The 23,176-nt window shown below is 58.0% G+C and carries 20 protein-coding genes; 9 read left to right on the top strand and 11 right to left on the bottom strand.

The genetic code is table 11. The features are described from left to right. Positions 1-11: 11 nt before the first annotated feature. From LCM21_RS11020 to LCM21_RS11030, 3 genes are all read left to right on the top strand, one after another. Positions 12-1,271, top strand: a complete 1,260-nt coding sequence (locus LCM21_RS11020; protein ID WP_224890660.1) for a hypothetical protein — start codon at positions 12-14, stop codon at positions 1,269-1,271. 70 nt (positions 1,272-1,341) lie between these two features. Then, positions 1,342-2,853, top strand: a complete 1,512-nt coding sequence (gatB, locus tag LCM21_RS11025; protein ID WP_224890661.1) for an Asp-tRNA(Asn)/Glu-tRNA(Gln) amidotransferase subunit GatB — start codon at positions 1,342-1,344, stop codon at positions 2,851-2,853. Between the two features lie 142 nt (positions 2,854-2,995). Next, positions 2,996-3,406 carry a DUF4177 domain-containing protein gene (locus LCM21_RS11030; RefSeq protein ID WP_224890662.1) on the top strand — a complete coding sequence of 137 codons (411 nt, stop codon included), beginning with the start codon at positions 2,996-2,998 and terminating at the stop codon, positions 3,404-3,406. 116 nt (positions 3,407-3,522) lie between these two features. Here the strand turns inward: LCM21_RS11030 and LCM21_RS11035 are convergent, their stop codons facing one another. Next, entirely contained in the window at positions 3,523-3,777 is a 255-nt protein-coding gene (locus LCM21_RS11035) for a BolA family protein (protein WP_068336346.1), read from the bottom strand. A 107-nt stretch (positions 3,778-3,884) separates the two neighbouring features. On the opposite strand from LCM21_RS11035, the gene LCM21_RS11040 reads away from it, so the two are divergent. After that, the gene (locus LCM21_RS11040) at positions 3,885-4,505 is read left to right on the top strand and encodes a J domain-containing protein (protein ID WP_224890663.1); all 621 of its coding nucleotides are present in this window, start codon (positions 3,885-3,887) and stop codon (positions 4,503-4,505) included. Between the two features lie 5 nt (positions 4,506-4,510). On the opposite strand, the gene LCM21_RS11045 is transcribed toward LCM21_RS11040, so the two are convergent. Beyond that, positions 4,511-5,416 (bottom strand): Hint domain-containing protein, encoded by a 906-nt coding sequence (locus tag LCM21_RS11045; protein WP_224890664.1) that lies wholly within the window; start codon positions 5,414-5,416, stop codon positions 4,511-4,513. 321 nt (positions 5,417-5,737) lie between these two features. Here LCM21_RS11045 and cobS point away from each other — a divergent pair, with 321 nt between their 5' ends. From cobS to LCM21_RS11070, 5 genes are all read left to right on the top strand, one after another. After that, on the top strand, positions 5,738-6,724 hold the full coding sequence (cobS, locus tag LCM21_RS11050; RefSeq protein WP_068335655.1) for a cobaltochelatase subunit CobS: 987 nt from the start codon (positions 5,738-5,740) through the stop codon (positions 6,722-6,724). Positions 6,725-6,727: 3 nt separating this feature from the next. Continuing rightward, the gene (locus tag LCM21_RS11055; protein ID WP_224890665.1) at positions 6,728-7,450 is read left to right on the top strand and encodes a sulfotransferase family 2 domain-containing protein; all 723 of its coding nucleotides are present in this window, start codon (positions 6,728-6,730) and stop codon (positions 7,448-7,450) included. A 263-nt stretch (positions 7,451-7,713) separates the two neighbouring features. Beyond that, complete coding sequence (gene cobT, locus LCM21_RS11060) at positions 7,714-9,591, top strand: cobaltochelatase subunit CobT (RefSeq protein WP_224890666.1); 1,878 nt, start codon at positions 7,714-7,716, stop codon at positions 9,589-9,591. 74 nt (positions 9,592-9,665) lie between these two features. After that, the gene (locus LCM21_RS11065; protein WP_224890667.1) at positions 9,666-11,447 is read left to right on the top strand and encodes an aminopeptidase P family protein; all 1,782 of its coding nucleotides are present in this window, start codon (positions 9,666-9,668) and stop codon (positions 11,445-11,447) included. 58 nt (positions 11,448-11,505) lie between these two features. After that, a complete protein-coding gene (locus LCM21_RS11070) occupies positions 11,506-11,847 on the top strand; it encodes a DUF427 domain-containing protein (RefSeq protein ID WP_068335669.1) in 342 nt (113 codons plus the stop codon). 74 nt (positions 11,848-11,921) lie between these two features. On the opposite strand, the gene LCM21_RS11075 is transcribed toward LCM21_RS11070, so the two are convergent. The 9 genes from LCM21_RS11075 to LCM21_RS11115 form a co-directional block, all read right to left on the bottom strand. Then, positions 11,922-13,607 (bottom strand): chloride channel protein, encoded by a 1,686-nt coding sequence (locus LCM21_RS11075; RefSeq protein WP_224890668.1) that lies wholly within the window; start codon positions 13,605-13,607, stop codon positions 11,922-11,924. A 100-nt stretch (positions 13,608-13,707) separates the two neighbouring features. Beyond that, on the bottom strand, positions 13,708-15,357 hold the full coding sequence (gene recN / locus LCM21_RS11080; protein ID WP_224890669.1) for a DNA repair protein RecN: 1,650 nt from the start codon (positions 15,355-15,357) through the stop codon (positions 13,708-13,710). Between the two features lie 35 nt (positions 15,358-15,392). After that, entirely contained in the window at positions 15,393-16,235 is an 843-nt protein-coding gene (locus tag LCM21_RS11085) for an outer membrane protein assembly factor BamD (RefSeq protein WP_068335676.1), read from the bottom strand. A gap of 127 nt (positions 16,236-16,362) precedes the next feature. Next, a complete protein-coding gene (lpxC, locus tag LCM21_RS11090) occupies positions 16,363-17,283 on the bottom strand; it encodes a UDP-3-O-acyl-N-acetylglucosamine deacetylase (protein ID WP_068335679.1) in 921 nt (306 codons plus the stop codon). Between the two features lie 213 nt (positions 17,284-17,496). Continuing rightward, the gene (gene ftsZ / locus LCM21_RS11095; RefSeq protein WP_224890670.1) at positions 17,497-19,119 is read right to left on the bottom strand and encodes a cell division protein FtsZ; all 1,623 of its coding nucleotides are present in this window, start codon (positions 19,117-19,119) and stop codon (positions 17,497-17,499) included. A gap of 345 nt (positions 19,120-19,464) precedes the next feature. Then, positions 19,465-19,881 (bottom strand): hypothetical protein, encoded by a 417-nt coding sequence (locus LCM21_RS11100; protein ID WP_224890671.1) that lies wholly within the window; start codon positions 19,879-19,881, stop codon positions 19,465-19,467. Beyond that, a complete protein-coding gene (gene ftsA, locus LCM21_RS11105) occupies positions 19,868-21,202 on the bottom strand; it encodes a cell division protein FtsA (protein WP_224890897.1) in 1,335 nt (444 codons plus the stop codon). Before ftsA ends, LCM21_RS11100 begins: the two co-directional genes overlap by 14 nt. Continuing rightward, a complete protein-coding gene (locus tag LCM21_RS11110; protein WP_224890672.1) occupies positions 21,202-22,212 on the bottom strand; it encodes a cell division protein FtsQ/DivIB in 1,011 nt (336 codons plus the stop codon). The genes ftsA and LCM21_RS11110 overlap by 1 nt, the downstream gene beginning before the upstream one ends. Next, entirely contained in the window at positions 22,200-23,120 is a 921-nt protein-coding gene (locus tag LCM21_RS11115; RefSeq protein ID WP_224890673.1) for a D-alanine--D-alanine ligase, read from the bottom strand. Before LCM21_RS11115 ends, LCM21_RS11110 begins: the two co-directional genes overlap by 13 nt. Positions 23,121-23,176: the final 56 nt, after the last annotated feature.

Here is a 23,176-nt window from a genome sequence, read left to right on the forward strand (position 1 = left end):
CGAGTTTTCCCATGTTTCGGTTTTTCAGGGCGCGTCAGGCCCAATCCTCTCATCCTTCCAAAAGCTCAACGCAGAGCCTGCCCAACGTGAATTGCGGCGTGACTTCGACGCTCCCGGATAGAGGGCAATTGAACATCCCATTGGCCGACGTCAAAGCCGAAGACTTGGCGGCCCGCGATGCGATTGGGCGTGGTCGCACGCTGGCCAGACAGGATCGATGGGCAGAATTGTCTCGTCAAATGCGCGCAGCAGACAAAAACCGTGCAGCCGCGCCGGATGGCACACCCATCGCGGATCTGCTTGCCTTTGGCGCTCGGTCCGATGTGGTTCTCGCGGTCGAACACGCGTTGTCTGATGGGAATGCACTGTGCGAGTACGACCTGCTTGGCGGAATTTCCGAGCTTGAAGACGAAATGCGCGCGCACCCGGATGATGCGATGATTGCGCTTGTGGTCGCGCTGACGCATATCGACCTAGCCTGGGCGTGGCGCGGAACGGCAACGGACGCAACCCTTCCGCCATTACACCGTTCCCGCTGTGCAGCCCATTTCGACCGGGCCGCAGCATTATTGCCGAAATGTCGCGCGGCGTTGCCGGACAGCCCGATCGTCGCCGCCGCAAGCTGCGCACTTTTGGCTGGCCAACGCAAAGCGAGTCTTCGTGTTGCTGATGAATATGAGCGGCTGATCTCGCTAGACCCCAACAATCAGCGCCACATGCGCGCGATGGGCACCCATCTGTTGCCCCGGTGGTTTGGCAGCTACGCAGAGCTTGAGGTTCAAGCCCTGCGTAACGCGGCCCGGACCCACGACATCTGGGGCGCCGGCGGTTACACATGGGTGCAATTCGACGCCATCACCTTGGACGAAGAGGCGTGCGCCCGGCTGGATGTTGAGTACTTTCTGGAAGGTCTCTATGACATTCTGCACCATCGGCCGGATCAGCAAACAGTCAACATGCTATCGGCCTATTGCGCCATCACGATACAGAACGGCCCGCGGCAGAATGAAAAAGCTGAAACTGTGCGCGCGCAAATTCACGAGGCCGCACACGGGCTAATCCGTGACCACATGACCGAACTGCACCCAATGATCTGGGCGCATGCGGCGAACGGGTTCAACAACTCAGTCCGTATAAACTCGGCCGAGCGGTTCGCGGCCCGCGGTCAGCGCGACGCACTGCGCGCCATCGGCGACCTGTTCCGTGAAGAGTTGCTCAGCGGTATGGATGTAACCTTCACCCCGTCGGGGTTGCGCCTGTCCCAGCACTGATTCCCCCTTGCCCCTAGCCCGTGCCGGGCCTAATACGCAGGTTTAGACTTCTGCGGAAATGAGGCGCGCCATGCTCGACCTGACATACGAAATGCCCAAACCCAAAACCATCGCCGGGGCCAAGCACGATTGGGAACTGGTAATCGGGATGGAGGTGCACGCTCAGGTCTCATCCAATGCCAAGCTGTTCTCGGGCGCGTCGACGAAATTCGGGGCCGAGCCGAATGCAAACGTGGCCTTTGTGGATGCGGCGATGCCGGGCATGCTGCCGGTGATCAACGAGTACTGCGTTGAACAGGCGGTGCGCACAGGGTTGGGCCTGAAGGCAGATATCAACCTGAAATCGGCTTTCGACCGCAAGAACTACTTCTATCCCGACCTGCCGCAGGGCTATCAGATTTCTCAGTTATACCACCCCATCGTGGGCGAAGGTGAAGTGCTGGTCGAAATGGGCGATGGCACCGCGCGCATGGTTCGCATCGAACGCATTCACATGGAGCAGGACGCGGGCAAGTCGATCCACGATATGGACCCGCATATGTCCTTTGTCGACCTGAACCGCACAGGCGTCTGCCTGATGGAGATCGTGTCGCGCCCCGACATCCGTGGGCCGGAAGAGGCCGCCGCCTATATAGCCAAGCTGCGCCAGATCATGCGGTATCTGGGCACATGCGACGGCAACATGCAGAATGGTAACCTGCGCGCGGACGTAAACGTTTCGATCTGTTTGCCGGGTGCGTATGAGAAGTATCAGGAAACACAGGATTTCTCGCACTTGGGAACGCGCTGCGAGATCAAAAACATGAACTCGATGCGCTTTATCCAGCAGGCGATTGAGGTCGAAGCCCGCCGTCAGATCGCCATCGTCGAACGCGGTGGACAGGTCGAGCAGGAAACGCGCCTGTACGATCCGGACAAGGGTGAAACACGATCCATGCGGTCCAAAGAAGAGGCGCATGATTATCGTTACTTCCCTGATCCCGACCTGCTGCCGCTGGAAATCGAGCAGGCATGGGTGGACGATATCGCCGCCAAGCTGCCCGAATTACCGGACGACAAGAAAGCCCGCTTTATCAACGAGTTTGGGCTGACCGACTATGACGCATCCGTCCTGACTGCCGAGGTAGAGTCAGCCGCGTATTTTGAAGAGGTTGCCAAAGGCCGCAACGGTAAACTGGCGGCGAACTGGGTCATCAACGAACTGTTTGGTCGCCTGAAGAAAGAAGATCACGACATCACCGACTCGCCGGTCTCTCCGGCGCAACTGGGTGCAATCATCGATCTGATTTCCTCGGACGCGATCTCGGGCAAAATCGCCAAGGACCTGTTCGAGATCGTCTATACCGATGGCGGTGACCCGGCGAAGATCGTTGAAGACCGCGGCATGAAGCAGGTCACCGACACGGGTGCAATCGAGGCCGCGCTGGATGAGATCATCGCCGCTAACCCCGCGCAGGTCGAAAAGGCGAAGGTGAACCCAAAGCTTGCAGGTTGGTTCGTGGGTCAGGTCATGAAAGCAACTGGCGGCAAGGCCAACCCTAAGGCGGTGAACGAGCTGGTCGGTAAAAAACTAGGCTCGTAACCTTTTAAGGGCACCCAATCCTGGCGGCAGGTTTTTGCAAAATCCTGCCGCTTTAAATTTTCCGGGTGTTTTCGCGCAATGCTGACTTTCGCCAAATCAACCGCATGTTAAGTTGCCATAACCCGGCAATCAGGAAGATCCAATGCAGCGCTATGAGTACAAGGTCGTTCCCGCCCCGCAAAAAGGCACGAAAGCCAAAGGTGTAAAAACCGCCGAAGGCCGGTTTGCCGCAACGATTGAGCAAGTGTTGAACCAATTGGGTCAAGACGGCTGGGAATATCAACGCGCAGAGCTTTTACCAAGCGAAGAAAGGGCAGGCCTGACCGGATCTACCGTGAATTGGCGCAATGTGCTTGTCTTCCGCCGCGCGATTGAGGCGGTCGAGGTTGCAGCCCCTGTCCTGGAAGGGACTCCCGACGAAACTCCGGTTGCGCAGCCCGTTCCAGGACCAGAAATCGTCACAGCGCCGGAACCAATTTCCGAAGAGGTCAAAGACCCTCCGTTGACGCTGAAGGACGCAAAGATTGAATTCCGCCACTCAGACAAATCATAGGGTTTGGCGTCGCGGCGGCCCATCCCGCATCAAAACCAGGGGCTTGCCGGTATGATCGCAGCACTTTGCGTTTAAAAGCTCTGGGCTGAACTGAAGTAAAGCGCCTAAGGCGCGCATTAGGTTCCGATATCCAGTGCCAGCGCATGTATCCGCGGCACGATGTCACCTAACGCCTTGTGCACCGCCCGATGGCTGGCGACACGGGATTGGCCTTCGAATGCACTGGCGCGAATAAACACGTTGAAGTGACTTTCCCCACCTTCCTGATAGCCTGCATGCCCTCGGTGGCTTTCGCTATCATCGACAACCTTCAGCTCTCGCGGGTGAAATGCGGCATCAAGACGTTCATAGATTTCGTCGGTCACGGTCATTTTTTCGCTCGGCAGCAAATTAATTGCCGCCCCCCTCTTCTACTTTTGGCTGCTTAGACTAAACTGCTGCCTCCGAGTCGAGAAGATGCGTTCTTAAGGATCACAGCATGACGAAATCAGACCCTTTCGGATTCGATATGTCCGTCTCCAGCGCCAAAAAGAAAAACCCGCGCGGGCGTCGGGGCATGTCGGGCGCGTCTGAAACTTCGGTCCGGGTCTGTGACCATCCGGGGTGCCAGGAGCCTGGAAAATATCGCGCGCCCAAGGCGCCAGACGTGCTGGATGACTTCTACTGGTTTTGCCAGCAACACGTGCGCGAGTATAACCAAAAGTGGAATTTCTTCGACGGCACGACCGAGGCTGAACTGAACGCGCAGCGGTCAAAAGACAAGGTTTGGGAACGTGAAACCAAACCGATGGGCGACCCCGAAGCACGCGCATGGGCGCGTCTGGGCATCGAGGACCCGCATCAGGTGCTGGGCGAGAATGCCACCAAGAACCCGGGCCGCGCCGCCACGGGCCGCCGCCTGCCCCCGACCGAGCGTCGGGCGATCGAGATTCTCGAAGCCAAGGACAGCTGGACCAAGGCCGAGGTGCGCAAAGCCTACAAAAAGCTGATCAAGGTGCTGCACCCGGATATGAACGGCGGCGACCGGTCACAGGAAGAGCAGTTGCAAGAGGTCGTCTGGGCCTGGGACCAGATCAAGGACAGTCGGAATTTCAAGTAGTTGATTTACGACGTCAGCGTAGCACGCAGCGCCTCGGCTTCGGAGCGTTTCAGGCAGGGCACGCGCGTTTGCATCCAAATGGATTCAGGGCTGCGTAGTTCGGGAAAAAGCGCGCAAAGTTCCTCGGCATCTTCTCGACCGAAAGACAACAACGCCATATCACCCAGAAACAAGCTTTCGGAAGGTAGCCCATTCGACATCAATATTGCGTGGCGACTGCACGCAATATGGTAGTAAGTCACCGCCTCATTGGACCAGATTTGGCGAATTGTCTTGTCGTTGACCAGATGAATCGCAGCGACGAAGACTTTCGGCTCGCCGAACAGCAGTTCTGCGCGCCAGCCTTCTAGAACTATTCTGTGTTGCGGCGAAACGTATAAATCGCGGTCAGGCACCCCCGCGCCAATCGCTCCTTTTTGGATGCAAACCGGGTGCAATCGCGGGTTTCGCTTCAACATTTCCACGCTCAAGGTCTTTTCACCAATCCACTTAATGGGCAGCAGTTCACCACTGGAAACACGGACCTTGTCGCCAACGGATAATTCCTCGACGGCGCGATAGCCTTTTTCAGTTTCTATCAAAGTCCCCTTCACGAAACACGGCACCGTCCCTGCAGGAAGGTCGACAGCTACGATGAGGGAGTCGTTATTGCCGTTACCAGGGCCCGTTGATGCGAATATTTCAACAGTAAGCTGTGTGTTTGGAGGAATGACGGCACCTGGGGTTAGTTCGACGCTCAAAACACCGCTTTGCGAAATCGAAACAGAATAGTCGGAAGGGGCCAATCCCCCGGTTCCTGAAACAACGACACTCCATGAAGCTCCTGCTTTGCTCGCGGTGTACAACTGCATAACAGAGGTCGATCCACTGGGGATCGCAATCGAAGAAGGACCTTGAATTGTTAACGCCATTCGCGCCTCTACCGCTTAACATCAAACCGGGAGCAGTCTTTGCATCCGAATATTTTAAAGTTAACTTGTTATATCCACATATTTCAATGTTAACACTTCTTAGAAATCCGCAGACACGAATACCGCATCCGGAAATCGGCGCTGTCGCAGGCTTTGGTGATCAACTGCGAACATAGGCGCGCGTACCGATAAGGCCAGTTTCAAAGAAAGCTTTGCCGAGTTCGCAGCACGCGCGGCTTTCCCTTGCCCTTGCCTGCAATATGTTGCACCACACACGGGTTCAGGCCCGACAATACGGGTCGAAGGATAAGGACTACGCACATGGCTGACGGATCGATTGACATCAACGCAAAACCCACCGAAGAAATCTCGGTCCGTGACGTATTCGGCATTGATACCGACATGGCGATCAAAGGGTTTGCCGAAGCAAGCGATCGGGTTCCGGCCATAGACCCGACATACAAGTTCGATCCTGAAACGACACTGGCGATTCTGGCAGGCTTTGCCCATAACCGCCGGGTGATGATTCAGGGGTATCACGGCACTGGCAAGTCCACCCACATCGAACAGGTCGCTGCCCGCCTGAACTGGCCAGCCGTGCGTGTGAACCTGGACAGCCATATCAGCCGGATCGACCTGATCGGCAAGGACGCGATCAAGCTGCGGGACGGTAAACAGGTGACCGAGTTCCACGAGGGCATTCTGCCGTGGGCGCTGCGTAATCCGGTTGCAATCGTGTTCGACGAGTATGACGCAGGCCGCGCTGACGTGATGTTCGTGATCCAGCGCGTGCTGGAGCATGACGGTAAGCTGACTTTGTTGGACCAGAATGAGATCATTACGCCGAACCCGAATTTCCGCCTGTTCGCAACGGCGAACACCGTGGGTTTGGGCGACACGACGGGCCTGTATCACGGTACACAGCAGATCAACCAGGCGCAGATGGACCGTTGGTCGCTGGTGTCCACGCTGAACTACCTCAGCCACGATGCCGAGACGATGATCGTGCTGTCCAAGGCTCCGCATTACAACACCGAAAAGGGCCGCAAGACCGTCAGCCAGATGGTGACCGTTGCCGACCTGACCCGGACTGCTTTTATGAACGGCGATCTTTCAACGGTGATGAGCCCGCGGACCGTGATCAACTGGGCCCAGAATGCCGAGATCTTCCGCAATGTCGGCTACGCCTTCCGCCTGTCTTTCCTGAACAAATGTGACGAGCTGGAGCGCCAGACCGTCGCCGAGTTCTACCAACGCTGTTTTGACGAGGAACTGCCCGAGAGTGCAGCAAGCGCCAGCCTCGGCTAGTCCATGCATTTCGCCAAGCAACACAGCGTTTTCATTCACGTACCGAAGACCGGAGGAAACTTCTTTACCCGCTGTTTTCTTCGGTTTTCCGATGACGCGATGGTAACCAGCGGTCATCAGGATGGCGCCGACCGGTTTGAGCTGAGTGGTGACACGACAAAATCCAAGCACCAGACGCTGGCTGAGTACAAAGATCTGATTGGTCCGGGTTTTGCCGATTACACGGTATACGCCTTTGCCCGTCCTCCGGTCGAGCGGATGATCTCGCTGTATTACTCGCCCCACCGTTGGATGCGTAAGAAGGACGGCGGTGGCTTTGACCTCGACGCGCGAAACGAACCCATTGATCTGGCAGAATTTAAAGCGCTTGTGTCGTCGAACAAATCTATTTCGGATTTGCTGGACGCCGGGAACATTTCGGGCAGGTTGAAGGTTAACGAAACTGCCCAACATGCGTCGGGCGCGCGCGTATCCCTGCTGGACTTCGCAGACCTGCGGGGCGGGCTCGAAAAATTCGGTCGTGAAAACGGATTTGACCTGACCGATATGCCTGCCCAAAAGGTGAATTCAAGCGCGGTCAATGACCCAATGGCGCTTAACGCTGGGCAGGTGGATCGGCTGAGGCAAATTATTTTGGAGTCCCACCACGGTGAGGATCAGCAGTTCTTTCCGCGTAAAGGCATTAAAGGCCTGATAGACAGCCTTGCAAGGTTTTTCAATCGTTAGGCTTTGACCTTGTTTGCGCCTCTGCACGCGTCTGGTTTTTGCTGTGCCGATACAGGTTTTCGTAGGTTTTAGCGATTACAAGCTCCCCCTGAACAAGAGCTTTAATGCACGAACACAGAGAGGGCGGATACAGCAACGCACCTGTCCAGCTTACAAATGCTTTCAAGCCGATTTTGGTTTGATGGGAAAACAGGGTTCGCCCTATGGCCAAGACACCCGTTTGGCACTAGGTTGCCGGGACAGAACTAGACCGGACTGCCCCGATGAGCAAACCCAACGACAACCCCGCTGATCCGTTCAAAAAGGCTCTGGCCGAGGCCACCAAGGTTATGGCCGACGATCCCGAGTTGAACGTCACCTATACGGTAGACCCGTCTGGGATGACCGGTGAGTCGATGCGTTTGCCACAGGTGAGCCGCCGGATGACGCGCGAAGAGGTTCTGCTGGCACGTGGTACCGCGGATGCGTTGGCCCTGCATCGAAAGTACCACGATGACGCGACCCATACGCGCTATGCCCCGCCGGGGGATATGGCCCGTGATCTGTATGAAGCGATGGAAGTCGCCCGGTGCGAGGCGATGGGCGCGCGTGACATGCCCGGCACCGCGTCTAACATCGACGTCAAGATCGGGCATGAGGCGCTGCGGCGTGGATATGACCAATGCAAGCAACCTGCGGACGCACCTTTGTCAGTTGCCGCAGGCTACCTGATCCGCCACCTAGCCACGGGGCGCGATCTGCCTCCGGCGGCTGAGAACATCATGAATCTGTGGCGCGGCTTCATCGAGGAACAGGCTGGCGGAACGCTCGAAAACCTTGATGAAATCCTCTCGGATCAGGCAGAGTTCGCCAAATTCGCCCGCCAGATGATCAAGGACCTTGGCTATGGCGATCAACTGGGTGACGACCCGGATGAGTTGGACGAGGAACAAGAGGATCAGGCCGAGGAAAACGCCGACGAACAGCCTGACCCGGACAGTACTGGCCAAGACGATCAGGACGAACAAGAAGCCGACGCCACCCCGGAACAGACTCAGGAAGAGCAACAGGATCAATCCCAGGCTCAGGTCTCGATGGACGAGATGTCCGAAGATGAGCTGAGCGATGAGGCCGAGATGCCAGAGGGGGAAGCCCCGCTGGAACCCCCTGCCCCTCAGCCCGCGTCCGAAGCTGATCCGGATTACAAAGTCTATCTGAACACGCATGACGAAGAAATCGCTGCTGAGGATCTGGCGGAACCCGCCGAGTTGGAGCGCCTGCGCGCCTATTTGGACCAGCAGCTCGAACCGCTGAAGGGGGCTGTCAGCCGGCTTGCCAACAAGTTGCAGCGCCGCCTGCAAGCCCAGCAGAACCGAAGCTGGGAGTTCGACCGCGAAGAAGGCATTCTGGACGCTGGCCGTTTGGCACGTGTGGTGGCAAACCCGACCACACCGCTTAGTTTCAAGGTCGAAAAGGATACCGAGTTCCGCGATACCGTGGTGACGCTTCTGCTGGACAACTCGGGGTCAATGCGCGGGCGTCCGATCTCAATCGCTGCGATCTGCGCAGATGTTCTGGCGCGGACGCTGGAGCGGTGCAACGTGAAGGTCGAGATTTTGGGCTTTACCACGCGCGCGTGGAAAGGCGGTCAGGCGCGTGAGGCGTGGCTGAACGATGGCCGCCCGCAACAGCCGGGCCGTCTGAACGATCTGCGCCACATCATTTACAAGGGTGCAGATGCTCCTTGGCGGCGGGCGCGGCCAAACCTGGGCCTGATGATGAAAGAGGGCTTGCTAAAGGAAAACATCGACGGCGAGGCGCTGGAATGGGCGCACCGCAGGATGCTGGCGCGGCGCGAGCAACGCAAGATCCTGATGGTGATTTCGGACGGTGCGCCGGTTGACGATTCAACACTCAGCGTCAACCCCGCAAACTATCTGGAAAAACACCTGCGCGACGTGATCGCAATGGTGGAAAAGCGGAAGATGGTGGAACTTCTGGCTATAGGGATCGGCCATGACGTCACCCGTTATTACGACCGCGCGGTGACAATAACAGACGTAGAACAGTTGGCCGGTGCGATGACCGAACAATTGGCTGCCCTGTTTGACAGCGACCCACGCGCACGCGCGCGGGTGATGGGGATGAAAAAAGCCAGCTGAAACTGGCCTTGCCGCCAATGCGTGGAATTTCCAAAAAGAAGAACGGGTAAAACCCGGTATGGGAGAGGTATGTGATGTTTCAATCCTTTGAGGTAACAGCGCGCCCGGAACAAGGGCCGCCCCGACTGGCGGCTTTGCGCGGTGAGATGGCAAAAGAAGGGTTGGACGGTTTCCTGATCCCCCGAGCGGACGCGCATCAGGGCGAATATGTTGCCCCGCGGGATCAGCGCTTGGCTTGGTTGACGGGATTTACCGGCTCGGCCGGGTTCTGCGCGGTCTTGACGGATGTGGCCGGTGTATTTGTCGATGGCCGCTATCGCACTCAGGTCAAGGCGCAGGTCGCCAAGGAATTCACACCCGTAGCTTGGCCGGAAATCAGCCTCAGCGCGTGGTTGAAAGATCAACTGCCCGATGGCGGCAAGGTTGGCTTTGACCCTTGGCTGCACGCCGCTGGCCAGATCGCCAGCACGCAGAAAGAGCTGGTCGGCAGCGATATCGAACTTGTCCGCAGTGACAATCTGGTGGACCGCGTGTGGGAGGATCAGCCAGAGCCGCCGATGAATCCGATCAAGGCGCATCCGATCGAGTTTGCCGGCGAAACGGCGGACAGCAAAATCACGCGTCTGGCCAAGGCCCTGCAAGAGGCAGGCTGTGCCGCCGCCGTGATCACCTTGCCCGACTCCACCATGTGGCTGCTGAACATTCGCGGTTCCGATATCGGATACAACCCGGTGGCGCATGGGTTCGCGATATTGCACGCGGATGGTCGGGTTGATCTTTTCATGGCTTCAAAGAAGTTGGTGGTGCCACTGGCGGATCAGGTCACATCGCATGAGCCCGATGGATTTCTGGACGCTGTCGCGGCGCTGAAGGGCAAGGTTCAGGTCGATCTGGGAACGCTCCCGCAGGCCGTGGCAGACGTGTTAAACGATCAGATGGTCGATGGCGGCGATCCCTGTGCCCTGCCCAAGGCCTGCAAGAATGATGCAGAAATCGAAGGCAGCGCCGAGGCACATTTACGCGATGCAGTAGCTGTGATCGAAACGCTGTGTTGGTTGGACGAACAGGCACCGGGTACCCTGACCGAAACACAGGTGGTCACCCGGCTTGAAGAGAACAGGCGCAGGGATAATGCGCTTCAGGATATCTCTTTCGACACAATCGCGGGCACGGGTCCGAATGGCGCGATCATGCATTACCGCGTGACCGAAGAAACTGACAGCCGTTTGGAAGATGGCCACCTTCTGGTTCTGGACAGCGGCGGGCAATATCTGGACGGCACGACCGATATTACCCGCACCGTTGCTATCGGTACGGTCGGGGATGAAGAAAAAGCGTGTTTTACCCGTGTCTTGAAGGGCATGATTAACCTGTCCATGCTCCGCTGGCCGAATGGGCTTGCCGGGCGTGATATTGAAGGGATTGCGCGGGAACCGCTCTGGGCCGCAGGGCAAGATTTCAACCACGGCGTCGGGCACGGTGTTGGTGCTTATCTCAGTGTTCACGAAGGCCCGCAGCGCCTGTCCAAGGTCAGTCATGTGCCCCTGAAACCGGGCATGATCCTATCCAATGAACCCGGCTATTACCGCGAGGGGTCTTTCGGGATTCGCATCGAGAATCTTGTGGTCGTGCAGGACGCCGCGCCCCTTCCAGGCGGGGACGACGACCGTGCCATGCTGAACTGGCGCACACTTACCTACGTGCCAATCGACCGGCGGCTGATCGTGGTTGAAATGCTGACATCCGCGGAACGCGCGTGGCTGAACGCGTATCATCGCGATGTTGCAGAAAAGATCGGGCCAAGGCTGAGCGATGACACGCGGCGTTGGTTGGATGCCGCAACTGCGCCGATCTGACACCGGGCTGTTACATAAACCGGGCAGAGGAGAAGCCCGAAAAAACGAGGGAAGAGAAATGGTTGAGATCACGATTCACAAGGCACCGGGCAAATGGTGCGTCCGTTCCGGTGGGGCCGTATTGGGTGAAAGCACGAATGCACTGGAATTGACCGAGGGAGACCTGCCTTCGGTGATCTATTTCCCGCGCGCGGACATTGCGATGGCGTTTCTGGACATGACTGACAAGACCACGCATTGCCCGCACAAGGGCGACGCCACGCATTTCTCGATCGTCAACAAATCCTCGGTTACTGAAAATGCCGCCTGGAGCTATGAAGACCCGATCCCAGCTATGGCCGAACTCAAAGGCTATGTCGCGTTTTACCCGAGTGATACCGTCAAGGTCGAGCAGATTTAGGTGGGTTGCCGAGCCTCTTCATACCGTTTTACCCATGACACCTATCCATGTTGTACAGCATCGGTGTGCTACGGCTACGAGTGCTCTTCGGCCGCAGTGGCCGCCAACGCGCGATTATAAGCCTTTAGCGCGTCGACGTGAAACAACGCACCCACAGGGTTTTCGCTGCCGTCTTCTTCGACGACCACCACAGGAATACAGGGAATGTCGTCTCGGTCGAAATAGGGCATCGCCGCTTCCAGCGTTGCGCTGGCATTCACACAAAGCCCCTGATTGATCAGGTCCAGCGCTTCGTCTTTCGTGATCGAACGGGGGTCACCTATCGGTCGCATAACCGCACCGGCGCGTAACATGGCCAGAAGATAGGCCTGCGGTCCAGCCGCCAGATGCACGTCACGTCGTTCCAACTGGGTCAGGAAGAAAGATCGGTCCACCAAACGCGAGGCCAGCGCGGTGGACATTGAAACCGAAACCATCACCGCAATCCCGATCTGCCAATCTCCGGTCAGTTCAAAGACGATCATGGTGGTGGAAATCGGCGCACCCAGAACGGCCGCGGCCACGGCCCCCATACCCGCAAAAGCATAGAGCGTATGCGTGCCCGATACATCTGGCAGCAGCCCGGTCGCGATCAGGCCAAAGGCCAGCCCGGTCAGTGCGCCGATCATAAGCGAGGGTGAAAACACACCGCCCCCCATTCGGCCGCCCATTGTTATGGCCACAGCAATCGTTTTAATCACGGCAAACAAAATTGCGGCCGTCAGGGTCAGGTCACCCGTCAAGGCGCGGATCGTCGTCTCGTACCCAACACCGATGATATGCGGGAACCAGATCGCCAGCAGCCCAAGCATCGCGCCAGATACCGCCGGACGCAGCCAGCGCGGCAAAGAGATGCGGGTCTGGATGTGGTTTCCGATATCCTCGGCAAAGAAGATCGACCGCATCATCAGCAGGGACACCAATCCGCAGATCAGGCCTAGGATCAGGAACGCAGGAAGCTCCACGTAGAATTGTAGCGATCCGGGGGTTTCAAGAACGAATTCAGTCACATCGCCGTATTCCAACCGGTTGATTACCGTACCGGCGACCGAAGCAATGACGATAGGCGCAAAGGCGTGAACGGCAAAGTGGCGCAACACCACCTCAAGCGCGAATAACGCACCGGCAATGGGCGAGTTAAAGCTTGCTGATACCGCCGCCGCCACCGCACACCCCAACAGGTCGCGCCCCGTAATACCATCAGCGTGGATACGATTGCTGACCCAGGTCGAAATCACCCCAGCCATATGCACAACCGGCCCCTCCCGCCCGGTCGAACCACCCGTGCAGAGAGTGATCAGCGACGCAAAGAATGAGGCAACACCAGCCTTTCCCTCGACCCGGCCATTGGTCAAAGCGGCACCTTCGATTACATCCGCGACCGACCGCACCCGGCCATCATCCGTGAACTTGTGCAGCACGACACCCACTATCAGACCGCCGATGATTGGCGTGATCAGGATCAGAACCCACGGCAGTTTTTCCGCATGGCTATGCAGCAAAAGGATATCATCGGTGTCGTAAACAAACGCCTGCAACGCCTGAATCGCCTTACGAAACCCCAAGGCCATAAAGCCTGCGGCAATACCGATAGCCAATGCAATGAACCAGAACTGAACTTGGCTTGGGCCGCGTCGCAACATGACCCGCCATGCGTCCTTGATCGCGGCCAGAGCCTGATTGAGCTGGTTGCGCAGAACGGTGCGGGTTGATTGGGTCATGGGCTCTCGGGGGTCAATACACACCCTTTAGTAAGCTACGGAGCCGCCTGATAAAAGTGCGATCGCTATGGTTTGAAGGTCAGACCGCGGCAGAATTTCCTCAGGTATCCAACAAGGCACGAGCGGCGGCGCGGGCCTCATCCGTTATGGTGTCTCCGGCGACCATGCGGGCGATTTCATCCACCCGGTCCGGCTGGGCCAGCGGAATGACGGTGGACAGGGTCTGGCCATCGGTTACTTGTTTTTGCACCCGCCAGTGATGTGAAGCACGGGCCGCGACTTGCGGAGAATGCGTCACGACAAGCACCTGCCCCCCATGCGCCAGAGACGCCAAACGGCGCCCGACCGCGTCAGCTGTAGCGCCTCCGACACCACGATCAATTTCATCGAAGATCATGGTCCGCGCGCTGTCATCGCCTGTCAGACAAACCTTGAGGGCCAGCAAAAACCGGCTGAGCTCACCACCTGAGGCGATCTTGTTCAACGGTCCTGAGGGCGCCCCGGGGTTGGTGGCGACGGTAAAGGCCACCGCATCTGTGCCTTCAGGGCCAGGATCTGCGGCGGTGATTTCGGTCTGAAACACAGCGCGTTCCATTTTCAGCGGTGCCAGTTCAGCCATAACCGCGGCATCCAATTGCCCGGCAGCGCGCCGACGCGCCGCACTCAGGGCTTGGGCGGCGGTGTCATACGCGGACTGTGCCGCATCGACTGCCGCTTGCTGATCCGCCAGATCAGCATCACCCGCATCCAGCCGGTTCAGGCGATCGCGCAGCGTGGTCGCAAATCGACCCAGATCATCAGGTGTGACATCGTGCTTGCGTGCCAACGCACGGATTGCGAACAGACGCTCTTCTGCGGCCTCAAGCTCTGCCGGGTTGAAATCCAAAGCCTGAAGACACGCGTTTACCCCGTCCTGCGCCTCACCCAATTCGATCAACGCGCGCCCTAGTGCTGCGATCGGCTCCTCTAGCTGCCCGCCTGCATTGTCAGAGACACCTTCAAGCCATCGTACGGCATCTGACATCGCGCCCTCGGCCCCTTCTCCGCCCAGCAGGTCAAACGCGCGCGCGACATCGTCTCTGATGCGTTCCGCCCCCTGCATCATACGGCGACGGGCATCCAGTTCCGCGTCCTCCCCGGGCTGAGGGTCCAGCTTGTCCAGTTCAGCAACGGCGTGGCGCAGGAATTCTTCTTCGGCCCGCATGGCGGCAAGCGTCGCCTCGGTCTCGGCCAGAGCCTTTCGTGCGCGTGACATTTTTGTCCACGCCCCGCGTACGGCCGTAAGATGCTCGTCCGTTTTTGCATAGGTATCCAGCATCGCCCGGTGCCCACGAGGGTTCAGCAATCCACGGTCATCATGTTGACCGTGCAATTCTATCAGCGTGTCTGACAAGGCGCGCAACACTTCGCCGGAACAACGGCGGTCGTTGACCCAAGCAGTTTTACGCCCTTCAGCCGTGTTGATACGACGCAGGATCAGTTCTTCGCCTCCCGGCAGGCCAGCCTCAGCCAGAACCAAATGTGCCGGGTGATCAGGGCCAAGTTCGAATACGGCCACAACTTCACCCTGTACGGCCCCCTGACGTACCAGTTCGGCCCGTCCGCGCCAGCCCAGTACAAAACCCAGCGAGTCCAGAAGAATTGACTTGCCCGCCCCGGTTTCACCCGTCAAGGCGTTCAAACCCGGCTGAAATGTCAGTTCCAGCCGGTCAATGATCAGCATATCGCGGATATCAAGGGCGCGCAGCATCGGGTCTTAGCGTCCCACGCCTTTAACCATGGCGATTACAACCACTCACCTTTGATAGTCTGGCGATAAATCTGACTCAGCCAGTTGTTACCGCGGCTCTTCAGGTCCAACCCGCGCGAGGTCAGCAACTGGTAACCTGCGTCGTACCATTCGGACGACTGGTAGTTATAACCCAGGATAGCACCGGCGGACTGCGCCTCATCCACCAAGCCAAGCGACAGATATGCCTCAATCAGACGATAAAGCGCTTCGGCGGTGTGAGTTGTCGTCTGAAAATCTTCAACAACGACACGGAACCGGTTGATGGCCGCGGTATAGTGATCTTGACGCAGATAATAACGCCCGATCTCCATCTCTTTGCCTGCCAGATGGTCAAAAGCCAGATCGAATTTCAGCACAGCCGAGGTTGCGTATTCGCTGTCTGGATAAACCTCGATCACCGTCCGCAAGGATTGCAACGCCTGAAACGTCAGCCCTTGATCGCGACCGACCTCGTCGATCTGATCATAATAGCTGAGCGCAAGAAGATACTGCGCATAGGCGGCATCTTCGTCGGTTGGGTAAAAGTCGATATAGCGTTGTGCGGCGGCCCGGCTTTCTTCGTAATTCTTGTCCGTGTGATACGAAAACGCCTGCATGATCAGCGCACGTTTCGCCCAATCGGAATAGGGATACAGACGTTCAACTTCTGAGAAATACCACGCCGCGTCATCCGAGCGATTCTGCGACAGTTCGAATTCACCGCGCGTATAGATCTGCTCGGGCGTGAAGCCTTCCAGATTTTGATTGCGGTCCGCGCCACTGTTGCCGCACGCCGTCAAAACTGCTGTCAGAAGAATCGCGCCCGCGAATCTGACTGCCGCTTTGGTGCCAACCATTCCGCCTATCCTTGTTGTACTGCTTGTCGGGACATACCCCGGATTTGCCCTTGGTCTAGCATATATAATTCCGGGGCAAAACGCCTTAGTAGGTCAGTTCGCGGAATTGTAGACCGTGGCGAACCAATCAGGCAACTTCGGGAATTTCGTCCCAAACTAAACCCTGACCCGGAAGGCGCGCAGCCTGTTCGGGAGTACACAGGATCGGTCGCACCGCGCCTGGCGTTTCAAACAGCTTGCGCAGCAGCGTGTTGGTCATCGCATGACCGGATTTGTCGCCGGTGAAGTGGCCTAGAATCGGCCCACCCGCCAAATAGAGATCACCCAAGGCGTCCAGCATTTTGTGGCGTACAGCCTCGTCCGCGTGACGGAAACCGCCGGGCGTCAGAACGTCGTCGCCCTGAACGACAACAGCATTGTCCAGCGTGCCACCCAAGGCCAAACCGCTTTCGCGCATTGCCTCAACATCAGTGCGTCGGCAGAAGGTGCGGCAATCGCTCAGCTCACGTGCGAACGAGCCGTTGCGCATATCCAACGTTTTGGTCTGGCTGCCAATCGCGCTGTCTTCGAAATCAATGTGGAAGTCGATGATTAGACCGTCTGCTGGGACGATGGATGCGCTTGCGCCTTCACGTGTCGCGGTCACGGGTTTAAGAACCTCAAAAGCCAGAACCGGGCTGCTTTGGCGGCGCACACCTTTCGCCATGATCCCACGTACGAAATCAATCGCGGATCCGTCCATGATCGGCACTTCGGGTCCATCGATTTCGATCAGCGCGTTATGCACACCGCAACCAGCCAGCGCGGCCATGATATGCTCAACAGTTGAGACCGAGACACCCGCGTCATTCACCAAACGTGTGCAAAGCGGTGTCCGTTCCACCACGTCGTAGATTGCGGGGATCAGCGCATTGCCCAGCTCAATATCCGTCCGTTTGAACCAGATTCCGTGACCGGCGGCTGCCGGTTTCAAAACCATCGTCGCCGGTTTGCCGCTATGCAGCCCGACGCCTTTAAACGTGATCGGGGATTTGAGCGTATGTTGCAAGGTGAGCCTCGATGAGTGGTGTCCGGCCTAGTCGGTCCGTGTTGGACATTGAGTTAAGGAAGCAAGCGTCAAGGCACAACTCACTCTTTGTAACCGAATGAAACATCAATGTAACAGATCGGCAAAAGCCTGCTTACATACAGCTTAAGTTATGATTTTAAAAAGAAAAGGGTCGCCAAGTGGCGACCCTAAATCGCTAATTTGTTACCCGGCTCAGTTGGCCTGGCGCCGCAAAAAGGCGGGAATTTCGATCCGGTCCTGTTCAGGATCAGCCTCATCATGCGCCGGTGCCGTAGCGTCAGCTTGGCGTACTGGGGGTTGTTGGCGGACCGGTTGAGCAGGTGTATCTGCCGCATGTCCGGTCATCCGATCAATGAGGCGATTGAAGCCGAACCGAGGACGATCCTGCGCCTCTGCCTGAGGTGCCGGTGCGTGTCGCGGAGCCTGCGGACGCGGCGCGGAAAACCCGCGTTCGGATGCAGGAACCTTTTGCACCGCCGTTTGCAAACGCTGCAATGCCTCGAGGGACGGAGTGCCAGCGGCGGGCTTGGGTTGCGGTGCGACGTAGCTTTCCGCGGCATGCTCAACCGGCTCAGGGGTCGGCTCAAACTCTGCCACGCGCGGCTGGTAGGCCGGCGGCGGCAAACCGTCATCATTCTGCTCTGCCCGAGGCTGGAACTGAGGCTGTGTAGGTTCCTCGGCCGTCTCGAATAAGGAAGGCTCGCGGTTTTCTTCGGGCTGCGCAACGGGTTCCGCCATGTCAGCCGCAACAGTGGGGGTCTCATCCTGCTGCGGCTCTTCGGCTGACACCGTGCGCGTCAGCGGGGCTGACATGGTACGGCGCGCGACCGGAATATCGACGCTTTTTTCGCTGGCATCGATACCGGTGGCCACGACCGACACACGCATGCCGCCTTCCATCGCGGTATCCAACGTCGAGCCAACGATGATGTTCGCCTCGGGGTCCACTTCCTCACGGATGCGGTTGGCGGCTTCGTCCAGCTCGAACAGAGTCAGGTCATGCGAACCGGTGATGTTGATCAGCACACCCTTGGCACCTTTAAGGCTGATTTCGTCCAGCAGCGGGTTAGCAATGGCCTTCTCAGCCGCCTGAACGGCACGATCTTCGCCCGTAGCCTCACCTGTGCCCATCATCGCCTTGCCCATCTCGTCCATCACAGCACGAACGTCGGCAAAGTCGAGGTTGATCAGGCCCGGGCGCACCATAAGATCGGTCACGCCCTTGACGCCCTGGTAGAGGACATCATCGGCCATCGAGAACGCCTCGGTAAACGTGGTCTTTTCATTGGCCAGGCGGAACAGGTTCTGGTTTGGGATGATGATCAGCGTGTCGACGACTTTTTGCAGGGCCTCAACACCGTCCTCGGCCTGACGCATCCGCTTGGCGCCTTCGAACTGGAACGGCTTGGTCACAACACCGACGGTCAGCACACCCAGTTCGCGCGCGGCTTGCGCGATGATCGGCGCGGCGCCCGTGCCTGTGCCGCCACCCATGCCAGCCGTAATAAAGCACATATGCGCACCGGCCAGATGATCAACGATCTGTTCAATGCTTTCTTCGGCAGCCGCAGCACCGACAGTCGGACGGGCCCCCGCCCCCAAACCTTCGGTGACTTTTACGCCCAGTTGAACCCGTGATGACGACTGGCTTTGCTGCAGCGCTTGCGCGTCAGTATTGGCGACTACGAAATCCACGCCATCAAGTTGTTTTTCAATCATGTTGTTAACGGCGTTTCCGCCTGCACCGCCAACGCCAAATACTGTAATCCGAGGCTTCAGTTCGTCGTGCCCGGGCATCGAAAGATTCAATGTCATGCTCTGTCCGCCTGTTTTATTGACCCGCCAAAGCGGTGTTTTTCTTACCTGTTCACGGACAATCCTACCGTTCGAAACCCAAAAGGTCACGCCAAAAATAGTCGAATCCCACAAAATATGGAGGAATTAAGGCGCTGCTAACCGGTATTTCGCATGAATTGCGATATGTTGCGGAATGATCTCAATCCACCACAAAATAAGCAACCACGCGGCGGAGACGGATCACGCGCCACTGAAAGATCACCGGTTTTGTTAAGCGGAAAACTGCTCATGTCCTGCCGCTTGGCCTCTGACGGGCCCTGTAGGTAACTTGCTGCAAATACGTTCGGCACGCAAGACATTTCTTCAGCCAATCTGGGCACTTGGGCAATTCAGGTCGTCCTCGGAGATGTTGCGCACCTCTTGGATTTCAGTGTGGTTAAAGCTGGCCAATCGCACCATGAGCCGCCCTTCATACTCAAAGGTCCACCAACAGACCGGCACCCCATCCGGATCGTCATCGTACAGAAAGCAAAGTTGCCCATTAGGCGTGGTAATCTGCCCATATACGCAGCCCCGGCCTTCCATCCGCCAAACGGATAGATCGCGACTCAGAAACTGCTCGGTGCCGACGAGGATACCGCTGGGAAAATCGTAAAACATGACGGTTTTACCTTGGACCGCGTCCAGGAAAACATCGGGGGAAATCCGAGTCTGAGCGTTGGCCGCAAGCGGAGCCAACGCAACCAACGCCGCGATCCCGAGTGTTCTACCAATTGTCACGGAACCAGCGCATAGCGCGTTTGAGCGGCCGTGCGGCATAAGTGTCGACCGGAATTTCGAAATCCCACCATTCGTCCTGCGGATGTGCTGCAAACAGGCTAAGCCCGACGGCCGAGGAAAAACCCGGCCCCGTTGCTGATTGTGGCAGGCCGTGGACGCGTAGAGGTCTGCCTAAACGGACGCGCTGGCCAAGAATACGTGTCGCCAGGCCATCCAGCCCCATGATCTGACTGCCGCCCCCGGTCAGCACGATCTGCTGACTGGGCATGTGTTCGAAACCGGCGGCATCCAGGCGAACGCGGACTTCCTCCAGAATTTCTTCAACACGTGGTCGCATGATACCGATCAGTTCGGCGCGGCTGACGGTGCGGCGGTCGTGTTCCCAATCACCGGTATCGCCGCCAATATCGATCAGGTCGCGATCATCGGCCCCAGTTGCGTGGACACCGCCGTTAAAGGTTTTGATCCGCTCTGCCACAGCAGCCGGGACGCCCAAGCCCATCGAGATATCAGCGGTGACGTGGTCGCCACCCATACGCACGCAATCCGCGTAAATCATGTGCTTTTTCATGAAGATCGACACGCTGGTTGTGCCACCGCCCATGTCAATACAGGCCGCGCCAAGCTCTTGCTCATCCTCCACCAAGGCTGAGATGCCCGACACATAGGCCGAATTCGCAATGCCGGCGAGTTCAAGATCGCAACGCTTGATGCAGCGCAGGATGTTCTGGATCGCAACGGCATCTACCGTCAGCATGTGCATGTCCACGGCGAGCGTCTGGCCCAATTGCCCCCGCGGATCAATCAGGCCGGATCGGTTATCCAGCGCAAAGTTCACCGGCTGGGCATGGAGCACTTCGCGTCCAGCCCCATAATCCGGCACGTCGCAGGCATTCAACACGCGGCCGACCTCAGCCTCGGTCACTTCCTGTCCGTCCAATTCGATCTGCGCGTCCAACCCATAGGACCGCGGGTTTGCGCCCGAGAAGCAGACAATGACGTGATCCACCCGGATATCTGCCATCTTCTGCGCGGCTTGCAGCGCGGTTCGAATGGCGCGTTCGGTTTCCTGCATCGCAGTGACTTCGCCGAACTGCACGCCCCGCGACCGCGTTGTTGCGGCACCGATCACCCTAAACCCGGTCTGACCCGCCAACGACCCGATGCTGTTATCCTCGCTTAGCCGACCCGCACCATCGAACCGCAGCACAAGGCAGGCTATCTTGGAACTGCCCACATCCAGAATGGCAACAACACCGCGCTGCATCGCCTGCCTGCGCATTTGCCGCATAGCCCTTTGGGACTGATATAGATCGGTCATCATGGTCGTTTCTGCCCGTTACCCACTGTCGCTTTTGTATTCCACCAGTCTTCGCTGGCAGCTTTGGTCATTCTGATTGTTGGCCGCTGTCCAAGGCGCATATCGACCACAGCCACATCGCGTTCCAACAGGTCCTGCACTTCGTTTACGGCCAACACACGCTCAAGCGCGCGCACGGGGCGTTCGGTTGGCAGCATAATGCGCTGGCCACGATCCAGAACTAAGTCCCATCGACGTTCACCAATACGGACGAGCCCACGCACACGCCCACCTAAGCTGCGGGCCGTGCTCATCAGCGCCAAAGCCTCAGCAACATGATCATCCGCGCCCTTCCCCGCAATCAGCGGCAGGTTGGCGTAGTCTTTGCGCGAAGCGATGCGTTCAACATGCGCGCCTGTATCGTCCAACAGTTCGATCCCGCGGCGTGTGCGCCAGACGACAACAGGTTGGCGTTCAACCACGTCCAGCTGAAGAATACCGCCCGGGCGAACACGGACGGTGGCGGACTTGACCGGATCAAGTCCGGTAACAGTGTCCCGAATCTGTTCTACGTCGAGGTCCCAGGAACTGATCGGGAAATCCAGTGGCACGATTTCGCGAATGTCTTCTGACAGGTTGGGGCCAGCACCATCGATGGCCATCAGGTTGACCATAAACTCCGGTCGCTGCTGGATTGAGGTCTTGATGTCGGAAACATAAGCAACCGCAGCGTCGCGCCGATCTTCTGAACCGAAGTAGACGCCGGCGACAGCAACAAGCAGGACCACGGGCATCCCCAATCTAAGGCCGCGCCGCACACCCCGCGTCAGCATCCAGCGCTGAAAGCGATAGCTAAACCGTGACGGTGCTGGATCAAAGCGTCGCGATCTGCGACCGAACAGTCTGACACCGCTTGGGTGCAATCCAGCCTCAGCCTCGTGCCGTGCGCCTGAGGCAAAGTCAGCATCCGGCCCAGTCACTTGTTTGGACCGGTGAATCACCGGCGCGCGGGCGGCTTTCAGCGGTCGCATGAAGCGTCCTCCACCATCCAGGCACACAGCTGCCCGAAGCTGAGCCCACAGAACTCGGCCTGCTCCGGCACCAAGGATGTCGGTGTCATGCCCGGTTGTGTGTTCGTTTCCAGCAGGAAGAGGCCATCCCTGCCCTTGGTATCGTCCCAGCGATAATCCGTCCGGCTGACGCCTTTGCAGCCCAAAACCTTGTGGGCGCGCATGGCGTAGTCGAGGCATAGTTCAAATATATCCGACGGAATTTCAGCAGGTAATACATGCCAAGAACCGCCGGGTTTGTACTTGGCATCGTAATCGTACCAGCCGTCGGTCATGATTTCGGTCACGGTCAGCGCGCGGTCGCCCATAACCGTAACCGTCAGTTCGCGCCCGGCGACATATTGTTCAACCATCACATGATCGGGCATATCATCCGATAGCTGCGGCGGGGTGTTTGTACCTTCCATCACAAGGTAGATGCCAACGCTGGAGCCTTCATTGTTGGGCTTGACCACGTAAGGCGGCTTCATCACGTGATCTGCCATCACGTCCGCCTTGGGAAGGATGACACTGTCCGCAATCGGCAAACCGGCACTTCGGAACACATCCTTGCTGCGTTGTTTGTCCATCGCCAAGGCCGACGCCAGAACGCCGGAATGCGTATACGGAATGCGCATCCATTCCAGCACACCCTGCACGCAGCCATCCTCGCCCCAGCGACCATGCAGGGCGTTGAAAACCACATCTGGCTTGATTTCGGAAAGGCGCGCGTAGAGGTCAGGACCAGCGTCCAGCTCGATCACTTCAAAGCCTTCTCCCACAAGGGCGGCCGCGCATTCGCGCCCAGAGCTGAGAGACACCTCGCGTTCCGCCGAGGGGCCGCCCATCAACACCGCCACTTTGGGGTTTGTCCTGCTCGACCTACCCACTTCGTGCGCCTCAATGTCCCCGGACCTTATGTCGTGGTCCGTGCTGCGTTATGCCT

The organism is Ruegeria profundi (assembly GCF_020171505.1).
In the GTDB taxonomy this organism is placed as follows: domain Bacteria; phylum Pseudomonadota; class Alphaproteobacteria; order Rhodobacterales; family Rhodobacteraceae; genus Ruegeria; species Ruegeria profundi.